This is a genomic window from Dietzia papillomatosis NBRC 105045 (assembly GCF_001570845.1).
GTDB classification, from domain to species: Bacteria; Actinomycetota; Actinomycetes; order Mycobacteriales; family Mycobacteriaceae; genus Dietzia; species Dietzia cinnamea.
On sequence record NZ_BCSL01000074.1, the window covers coordinates 1 to 8,241 of the forward strand.

Annotated in this window: 11 protein-coding genes; 7 read left to right on the top strand and 4 right to left on the bottom strand. The window is 72.8% G+C overall.

The features are described 5' to 3' along the window. Nucleotides 1–368: 368 nt before the first annotated feature. Complete coding sequence (locus DPA01S_RS15490) at nucleotides 369–794, bottom strand: hypothetical protein (protein WP_061917697.1); 426 nt, start codon at nucleotides 792–794, stop codon at nucleotides 369–371. 231 nt (nucleotides 795–1,025) lie between these two features. On the opposite strand from DPA01S_RS15490, the gene DPA01S_RS15495 reads away from it, so the two are divergent. After that, nucleotides 1,026–1,622 carry a maltokinase N-terminal cap-like domain-containing protein gene (locus DPA01S_RS15495; RefSeq protein ID WP_061917699.1) on the top strand — a complete coding sequence of 199 codons (597 nt, stop codon included), beginning with the start codon at nucleotides 1,026–1,028 and terminating at the stop codon, nucleotides 1,620–1,622. Between the two features lie 109 nt (nucleotides 1,623–1,731). Here the strand turns inward: DPA01S_RS15495 and DPA01S_RS15500 are convergent, their stop codons facing one another. Both DPA01S_RS15500 and DPA01S_RS15505 read right to left on the bottom strand, forming a co-directional pair. Continuing rightward, entirely contained in the window at nucleotides 1,732–2,283 is a 552-nt protein-coding gene (locus DPA01S_RS15500) for a YceI family protein (RefSeq protein WP_061917701.1), read from the bottom strand. A gap of 157 nt (nucleotides 2,284–2,440) precedes the next feature. After that, entirely contained in the window at nucleotides 2,441–3,094 is a 654-nt protein-coding gene (locus DPA01S_RS15505) for a TetR/AcrR family transcriptional regulator (protein ID WP_061917704.1), read from the bottom strand. Between the two features lie 348 nt (nucleotides 3,095–3,442). On the opposite strand from DPA01S_RS15505, the gene DPA01S_RS15510 reads away from it, so the two are divergent. The 3 genes from DPA01S_RS15510 (at nucleotide 3,443) to DPA01S_RS15520 (ending at nucleotide 5,414) form a co-directional block, all read left to right on the top strand. Further along, complete coding sequence (locus DPA01S_RS15510) at nucleotides 3,443–4,546, top strand: LLM class flavin-dependent oxidoreductase (RefSeq protein ID WP_061917707.1); 1,104 nt, start codon at nucleotides 3,443–3,445, stop codon at nucleotides 4,544–4,546. Between the two features lie 62 nt (nucleotides 4,547–4,608). Next, nucleotides 4,609–4,989 carry an MTH1187 family thiamine-binding protein gene (locus DPA01S_RS15515; RefSeq protein ID WP_061917710.1) on the top strand — a complete coding sequence of 127 codons (381 nt, stop codon included), beginning with the start codon at nucleotides 4,609–4,611 and terminating at the stop codon, nucleotides 4,987–4,989. Then, on the top strand, nucleotides 4,986–5,414 hold the full coding sequence (locus tag DPA01S_RS15520) for a hypothetical protein (protein ID WP_061917713.1): 429 nt from the start codon (nucleotides 4,986–4,988) through the stop codon (nucleotides 5,412–5,414). Before DPA01S_RS15515 ends, DPA01S_RS15520 begins: the two co-directional genes overlap by 4 nt. Nucleotides 5,415–5,449: 35 nt before the next feature. Here DPA01S_RS15520 and DPA01S_RS15525 read toward each other — a convergent pair whose 3' ends face one another. Beyond that, on the bottom strand, nucleotides 5,450–6,535 hold the full coding sequence (locus tag DPA01S_RS15525) for an esterase/lipase family protein (RefSeq protein ID WP_061917716.1): 1,086 nt from the start codon (nucleotides 6,533–6,535) through the stop codon (nucleotides 5,450–5,452). Between the two features lie 181 nt (nucleotides 6,536–6,716). Between DPA01S_RS15525 and DPA01S_RS15530 the strand changes: the two genes are divergently transcribed. The 3 genes from DPA01S_RS15530 to DPA01S_RS15540 form a co-directional block, all read left to right on the top strand. Further along, on the top strand, nucleotides 6,717–7,283 hold the full coding sequence (locus DPA01S_RS15530) for an RNA polymerase sigma factor (protein ID WP_061917720.1): 567 nt from the start codon (nucleotides 6,717–6,719) through the stop codon (nucleotides 7,281–7,283). Beyond that, the gene (locus DPA01S_RS15535; RefSeq protein WP_061917725.1) at nucleotides 7,280–7,900 is read left to right on the top strand and encodes a methylated-DNA--[protein]-cysteine S-methyltransferase; all 621 of its coding nucleotides are present in this window, start codon (nucleotides 7,280–7,282) and stop codon (nucleotides 7,898–7,900) included. The genes DPA01S_RS15530 and DPA01S_RS15535 overlap by 4 nt, the downstream gene beginning before the upstream one ends. Continuing rightward, the coding region (locus tag DPA01S_RS15540; protein WP_157076988.1) for a LysE family translocator at nucleotides 7,897–8,241 on the top strand (345 nt) is incomplete at its 3' end. The genes DPA01S_RS15535 and DPA01S_RS15540, both read left to right, overlap by 4 nt.

Below are 8,241 nucleotides of genomic sequence, written 5' to 3' on the forward strand. Positions count from 1 at the left end.
AACCAGTCGCCCGGGACGTAGCCCGCGAGCGCCCCGACCGGTTCGCGGTATGCACCGTCGACGGCGGCGGCAGCGGCCGCGGACGCGATCCCCGGCGTGGCCGCGTGCGTGACAGCGGTCGGGACGGTCGGCATCGGGCGGGCCATACCCGCACGTCGAGGACCCGGCCGCGGTCGAGCGCATCATCGCCGAATTCATGAACGCGACCGAGCCCGGGCACATCGACCACGCGATGCTCGCCGCGGTCGCGGCCACGGATCCGCAGGCGGGAGACTAGGCAGCCGCCGGACATGACGCGGCCCCGGCTCCCTCGCGGGGGCCGGGGCCGGAAGTCCGATCAGCCGATCAGACAGTCACGAGCTCGCGCTTCACGCATCGGCGCCGGGCGCGGGCTCGGTGCCGGCGGCGGGATCGACGACCTCGTCCTCGACGGCGTCGTCACCGTCGGCCTCGTCCTCGTCCGGGACCTCGGCCTCGATGCCCTGGAGGATGTCGATCGCGCCCTGGATGTCGCCGGAGAAGGCGGCGTCCACGGCGAGCTGGGCGTTGGCGGCGCAGTCCTCGCCGCTCAGGCCCGGCACCACACCCTCGGCCGAGCCGAGGAAGTCGTAGGCGTCGATGGTGCCACAGAGCTGCTCGGCGATGGCGGAGACCTCGGCGGGGGTCTCGACGGTCTCACCCGCGCCGAGCGAACCGGCGTCTACACCGGGGACGGCGCTCTGAGCCGAGGCGAGCCCGGCACCGGCGAAGGACAGGGCGGCGGCGGAACCGATGACAGCGATGGTCTTCTTCATATGCGTCACACCTTCCTATCGGGATTCCGGAGGATCTCCCCGGCGATATGGGGCTCACCGTAACGGTCGACAGGCGCCCTGGCTGTGACGATGGTCACGCAGGCGTGGCTACCGGCCGGACGTGCAGGGCCGCTGCCCAGGGAAAATGCCGCGAGTACGAATTCTTCTTCATTCCCACACCCGGAGCTCCGATCGTTTGCCGGACCGGGTGCTTTCGGGGAGGCTTAGCGCATGAGTGGAGCCGCCGAGATCTATGACGCCGTCCTCGACCCGGGCAAGCTGGACTTGCTGCGTGGGTGGGTCCGTCGCCAGGATTGGTTCGACGGTGATCCCGAGAGCCTCGAGCAGGTGACGGCCTACCGGTTCGTCGACCCGGACGGCGAGGTGGGGATGGAGTCGTTCCTGCTCTCCGACGGCTCACAGACCTATCACGTCCCCGTGACCTACCGGGGCGCCGAGCTGTCCGACGCCGCCGACGCGCTCGTCGGGACGACGGAGCATTCGGTCCTCGGTCGGCGCTGGGTCTACGACGCCCCCGCCGACCCCGTCTACGTGACCGAGGTCTGCCGCGTGATCAGCCACCGCGACACCGCCGCCGACCACTTGCTGGTCGAGGAGGGCACGGTCACGCCGTCCCCGGTCAACATCCGCGGCGGCGGCGACGGGCTCGGGCAGTCCCCCGAGGCGAGCCCGCGGGTCCTCCGCGTCGTCAACGAGGAGAACGACGCCGAGGCCGACCGTCCGCTGATCGGCTCCCCGGGCACGCTCAGCGGGACCTGGGAGGACGGAGACGGCACACACACGGCGGTCCTCGTCGTCGTCACCTAGGCCGTCGGGTCCGGCGCACCCCTCTCACGCCACACCAACGCCCGCCCCGGTCGATGCCGGGGCGGGCGTTGGGTGGCGTAGTGGCGTCCGGCTCCGACGCCGGGGCGGATCAGGCGTTCTTGATGGCCGAGATCTCCAGCTCGAGGGTGACCTTCTCCGAGACCAGCACGCCGCCGGTCTCGAGCGCGGCGTTCCAGGTCAGGCCGAAGTCGGTGCGGTTGAGGGTGGTGGTTCCCTCGAAGCCCGCGCGCTGGTTGCCGAACGGGTCGGTGGCGGTGCCCTCGTACTCGAACGGGATGGTCACGGACTTGGTGGTGCCCTTGATGGTGAGGTCGCCGGTCACGTCGACGCCACCCGAACCGTTAGGGGCGATCTTCGTCGAGGTGAAGGTGATCTCGGGGTGGTTCTCCATGTCGAAGAAGTCATTGGACTTCAGGTGGCCGTCGCGGTCGGCGTTGCGGGTGTCGATCGACGAGGCGTTGATGGTGACCTCGGCCTTCGCGCCCTCGATGCCCTCCGCGGGCACGGTGACGGTGCCCGTGAAGTCGTTGAAGGCACCGCGCACCTTGGTGATCATCGCGTGACGCGTGACGAACCCGAGACGCGTGTGCGTGGGATCGAGGGACCAGGTGCCGGTCAGGTCGTTGAGGCTCGCGGTCATGGTGGCTCCTTGTGGGATCGGTCCGGTTGACGCCGGACGCTGTCTTGTTGTTGTGTCACCAACGATAGGGCGGGCCCTGTGACGTGTCAACTATTGATAGGTGTGAATCAGATCACACCTCAGGCGGGGCGAGGGACGGCGACGTCGACGGTCGTTGTCATGCGGTTCTCCCCGGATCGGCCCCGGGGTCCACTGCGGGGTCCGGGCGGCCGTACACAGTGCGCACCCACATGTCCGCGGCGACGGTGAGCAGCGGTTCCCGCGTGCGGCCCGGGTCGTACGCCAGTTGCTCGAGGACGGTCTCGTTTATGTGGATGAGCCCCTCGGCGAGCGCGTCGGCGTCGACACCCTCCGGGGCCCGGCCGGCCGCGCGCTCGGCGCGGAGGAACTCGGCGACCTGCACGGCGAGGGCCCGGCGACCGTCGTCCCACAGGGTGCGGGTCTGGGCGTGCTTACTGCGCGCGGTGAGCAGAGCCCGGTAGATGTGAGCCTTGTCCAGGACCCGGTCGGTCAGCCGCTCGAGCGCGGCGGTGACCCGGGTGCGGAACTCCCCCTCGCCGCGCACCGCGGTCTCGACGGCGGCGTTCGCCTCGTCCTGCACCATAGCCAGCAGCGCGCCCACCGCGGCGGCCTTGGAGTCGAAGTAGAAGTAGAACGCCGACCGGGTGATGCCGGCGGACTCGGTGAGGTCGGCCACCGAGATGTCGTCCAGCGCGGTGGTCTTGAGGCGGTCGTCGAGCGCGGCGAGCAGCGCCTCGCGCCGCCGGTCGCCCCGCGGGGAGGTGGTGCCGGCCGGCGCCGCGGGTGTCATGTCGTCACCTCGGGCCGGAGGGCGGGTCCGTGGGCGCGGGCGAGTCCTCGGGGTAATTCACGGGTACGCATGTCGTGTTCATACATGAAGTAGGCGACCTGTTGCTGATGCCGGGGCGTGTCGAGCATGGAGCGCGCCGATCACGGCGATTGGTAGGCGCGGTCATACGAACCCCTTCGCGCGGTGCGCGGCGAGGCGCACCCACCAGGACAACGAGTTATGGCGTGCCGCACGGGTCCGCGCTGCGGGCGGGGACGTGGCCACCGGCCGTGGGGAAGTGGCCTGCCCCGCGCCCTCGCGGCGTACCGTCCGGCCAAAGCAAGATGATGGATCAACTATAGCGAACGCATGAGCACCGCAGCCCCCGGACCACAGCCCCGCGTCGCCTTCGGCCTCGACACCTTCGGCGACACCACGGTCGACCGCGACGGCCGGCCCGTCCACCACGCGCAGGTCCTGCGCGACGTGGTGGAGCAGGCCGTCCTCGCCGATCAGGTGGGCGTCGACGCGATCGGCATCGGCGAGCATCACCGCCCCGACTTCGCGGTCTCCGCTCCCGACGTGGTCCTGGCCGGCATCGCCACGCGCACCGAGCGCATCACCCTCGGCTCGGCGGTCACCGTCCTGTCCAGTGACGACCCGATCCGCGTCTTCCAGCGCTTCGCCACCATCGACGCGCTGTCGAACGGCCGCGCCGAGGTGGTGCTGGGCCGCGGCTCGTTCACCGAGTCGTTCCCGCTGTTCGGCTTCGACCTGTCCCAGTACGAGCAGTTGTTCAGCGAGAAGCTGGACCTGTTCGCGGCGCTGCTGCCGGAGGGACCGGTGACGTGGTCGGGCGAGCTGCGGCCGCCGCTGGTCGACCAGCACGTATACCCCAAGACCGAAAACGGGCTCAGCGCGTGGATCGCCGTGGGAGGCAGCCCGGAGTCCGTGGTCCGCGCGGCCCGCTACCGGATGCCGCTCATGCTGGCGATCATCGGCGGGCCCGCCGGCCGGTTCGCACCGTTCGCCGATCTGTACCGGGAGGCCAACGCCCAGCTCGCGGGGACCGATGCGCCGCGCCTGCCGATCGCCGTGCACTCGCCCGGTTTCGTCGCGGAGACCGACGCGAAGGCTGCCGAACTGTCGGTGCGTCACTGGCTGGTCAACCGCAACCAGATCGGCCGCGAGCGCGGCTGGGGCGACGCGACCGAGGCCGACTTCCACCGCGAGGTCCGCTCGGGCGCCATGTACGTCGGCTCGCCGGAGACGGTCGCGCAGAAGATCGCCACCACGGTCCGCACACTGGGCCTGGACCGCTTCGACCTCAAGTACGCCAGCGGCCCCACACCGCACGAGGACCTCATGACCTGCATCGACCTGTATGGCCGCAAGGTGATCCCGCGCGTGCGGGAGCTGCTCACCGAGGCGGGGTACACGCCGGGTGTGCCGCAGACGGTCTCGCGTCTGTGACGTAGGTTTCGTCGGGTGCCCGGAATCTGCACGATCCGGCGCGGCGGGTCTACGGTGATGCCATGTTGTTCGCTTTCTCCGTCGCCCCCACGTCCACCACGGACGAGTCGGCGTCCATGAGCAGGGCGGTCGCCGAGGCGGTCCGTGTGGTCCGCGAGTCCGGTCTGCCGCACGAGACGACCTCGATGTTCACGACCATCGAGGGCGAGTGGGACGAGGTCATGCCCGTCATCCGCGCCGCGACCGACGCCGTGCTGGCCGTGTCGCCGCGGGTGTCGTTGGTGCTCAAGGCGGATCTGCGGCCGGGCCGCTCCGGCGAGCTGCGTGGAAAGGTGGATCGGGTGGAGCGTCACCTCGCGGGCGGCGGGGGTGGTGCGCCCGGTGGCGGCGCCGGAGAAGGTGTGACCGGGGAGGGTTCCGACGACGAGGAGCTGCACTCGTGACGTGGCCCGGTCCGTTGGAGTCGTCGTCGCAGGCCGCTGACGCGATGGCCGAACACCTGAGGCGCCCGCGGGGTGGGGCGACGATCGCGTACGTGGTCGCCACGGCGGCCGGCGGTGCCGGTGCGCTGGTGATCGCGGCGGCCCAGCTGGCCTCCGGTTCGCCCAGCGTGATGGACGTGCTGCTGTGGGCGGCCATCGCCGTGTTCCTGCTGGGCGGGGCCGCGCACCGCTGGTGGTTGGGCGGACGCAACGAGGAGCGGTCGTTGCGGATCGCCGCGGCCATCCGACCCGAGCAGGTCGCCGCTGCGATCCGCGGATCGTCGGGGGAGATCGACGCCGTGCGGCGCCTGCGCGTCTCCCACCCGGGCCTCGGGCTGCGGCACGCGTACGACCTGTACCAGCACTACGAGCGTGAGCGCCGCTGATCAGACGGCGCTCTTCTCCGCCTGACCCGCCCCCGTCAGCAGCCCGCGGCCCCGCCGAGCGCCCCGGCGACGAGCGCGTGTGTCCGCCCGTCGACGACCATCCCGCCGTGCGAGTTCGGCCCGCCGCCGCACGCGTCCTCGGTGACCACCCAGCGCACGCCCGGGCCGGGCACGAAGCTGCGCTCGGGCGGCAGGAGGTGGTCGCCGCGCGTGGCGATGAGCGTGTAGCCCACGCCGGGCAGGAACGGGGTGCGGTCGAGGCCGTACCAGGCGGCGAGCATGGGGCTGCCCGGTGACAGTTCGGCCAGTCCCCGCAGGTTGGCGGCCCACAGGCCGAGGCCGGCGATCTCGCGCGGCAGCTGATGCGGGATGAGCCCGCTGTTGTCGGCGCCCCAGTAACCGCCCACCGAGACGACGTTCGCCACCGCGCCGGGCCGCAGCACCTTGGTGGTGTAGCCGGCGATCGCGGCGCCCTGCGAGTAGCCCACCAGGTCGACCTGCGGCGCCCCGGTCACTGCGCGGACGTGGTCGATCACCCCGGCCAGCTGCGGGCCCGACGCGGCGACGATCGAGTCGAGGCCGCCGCGGGCCGGGTTGCCGGCGTAGGCGCCGAGGGTCGGGGCGACCACGCAGAAGCCCTGCCGACGCAGCGGCTCGCCGAGCCGCGGCAGGGTGTTGGCGCCGTTGTCGAAGGTGCCGTGCACGAGGATCACCGGCCGCGGTCGCGCGGGCGTGGGGCGGCACGTCACGGGCGCGTCGACGGCGGCGGGCGGCCCCGGCGCGCCGATCGGCCCGTTGATGCCGTTCAGAGCCTCGGTGACGTACGGCCCCAGCTCCCCGGCGGGGTCGGCGTCGCGCAGCGCGTCGGCGAGCGGGCCGAGCTGGCCCGCCAGGGGGCCCAGCTGACCTGCCAGTGGGCTGAGCTGGTCGAGCGGGGACTGCGCGTGCGCCCGCGGCGCGAGGTCGCCCGCGGCCTGCGCCGACACCGCCGCCGCGGCGAGCGGGACCGCCAGCGCGAGCGCGGCCAGCGCCCCGACCAGCCGCGACCGCGCTGATCGGCGTGTGGATCCGAGCGCGGGGCGGCGGCCGGAGGGGCGTGCGGGCGTACGGGAACCGAGCATGGGAACTCCCCGGGAGGCGGGCGGTGAGCACCAGTATGCGAGCCCCGCGCCGGATTGGGAACACTATGACCTCACGAATCTGCGGCGCCCGGCGACTACTCATCGACGCGCGCCTCCCGCCGCCCCGCCGGGGGCGGGGTGCGCGGGACGGCGATCACCGACGAGGGCAGGATCTACACACATGAGGGCAGCGTTCGACGCCGCGGTCGACCGGCACGGGACCACCGTGCTGCGGGTCTGCCGCGCGGTCCTGGGGCCCGGCCCGGACGCCGACGACGCGTGGTCGGAGACGTTCCTGTCGGCGCTGCGGGCGTGGCCGGAGCTGCCGGAGGACACCGATGTCGAGGCGTGGCTCGTCCGCGTCGCGCACCGCCGCGCGGTCGACGTGGTCCGCCGCGCGTCCCGGACCGCGGTCCCGACCGGCGCCGCCGATGACATCGCCGTCCTCGACGCCCGCGCCCCGGGACCGGGCGGTGTGCGCGCGGGTGGCTCGGGTGGATCGGGCGGTGCCCCCGGAATCGACGACGACGAGGTCGACGTCCACATCTGGGACGCGGTCGCCGCTCTGCCGACCCGGCAGCGCCTCTGTGTGGCGTACCGGTACCTGGGCGGTCTCCGCTATGCCGAGATCGCCGAACTCACGGGCGGCACCGAGGCCGCGGCCCGGCGCGCTACCGCCGACGGGATCGCCGCCCTGCGCAGGACACTCACCCGGTCACAGCCACAGTCACAGGAGGTCGCGCCATGACCGAACACGCTACGACCGACCCCGCGATCGCCACGCTGCGGGCCGCCCCCGCCGATACCGGCCGGCTCCGCGACCGCCTCGCCCGCGACGCCGAGCGCGAGGGCCTGGTCGACGTCGTCTACCGGACCGTCGACTCGCCCATCGGGGGCCTGCTCCTGGCCGCGACGCCGCTAGGCCTGGTGTACGTGGCGTTCGAGGTGGAGGACGCCGACGCGGTCCTGGCGACCCTGGCGACCCGCGTCGGTCCGCGCGTCTTGCGGGCACAGGCCGCCTCGCCGGTCCTCGACGCCGCCGCGGAGCAGATCGGGCAGTACCTCGCCGGCGACCGCCGCGACTTCGACCTGCCCCTCGACACCCGCCTCGCGACGGGCTTCCCCGGGGAGGTCCAACAGCACCTGGCGAGGGTGGGCTACGGCCGCACCGCGACCTACCGGGAGATCGCCGCCGCCCTCGACCGGCCCGGCGCGGTCCGCGCGGTGGGCACGGCCTGCGCCACGAACCCGCTCCCGCTGGTGTGGCCGTGTCACCGAATCCTGCGCTCGGACGGCGGGCTCGGCGGGTACCGCGGCGGGATCGCGGCCAAGCAGCGGCTCCTCGCGATGGAATCGGCGGCGTGACCGCGGCGCAGCTCCTCGGCCTGTTCGGCGTGTGGGCGATCGCGGTCGTCTCGCCGGGACCCGACGTCGTTGTCGTCCTCCAACGCGCCCTCGCCGGACGGCGGCACGGCGTGGCCACCGCGCTGGGGATCGTCGCCGGCCTCACGGTGTGGCTCGGGGCCGCGTTCGCCGGCGTCGCCACCCTCGTGCGCGTGTACCCGCAGGTCATGACGGTCCTCCAGGTCGCCGGCGGACTCCTGCTCGCCACCCTGGGCGTGCTCGGCCTGCACGGGTGGTGGCGCTCCCGCAGCACACCCACCACCCCCGCCGCCCCCATGACCCCCGCCGCCTATACCTCCCCC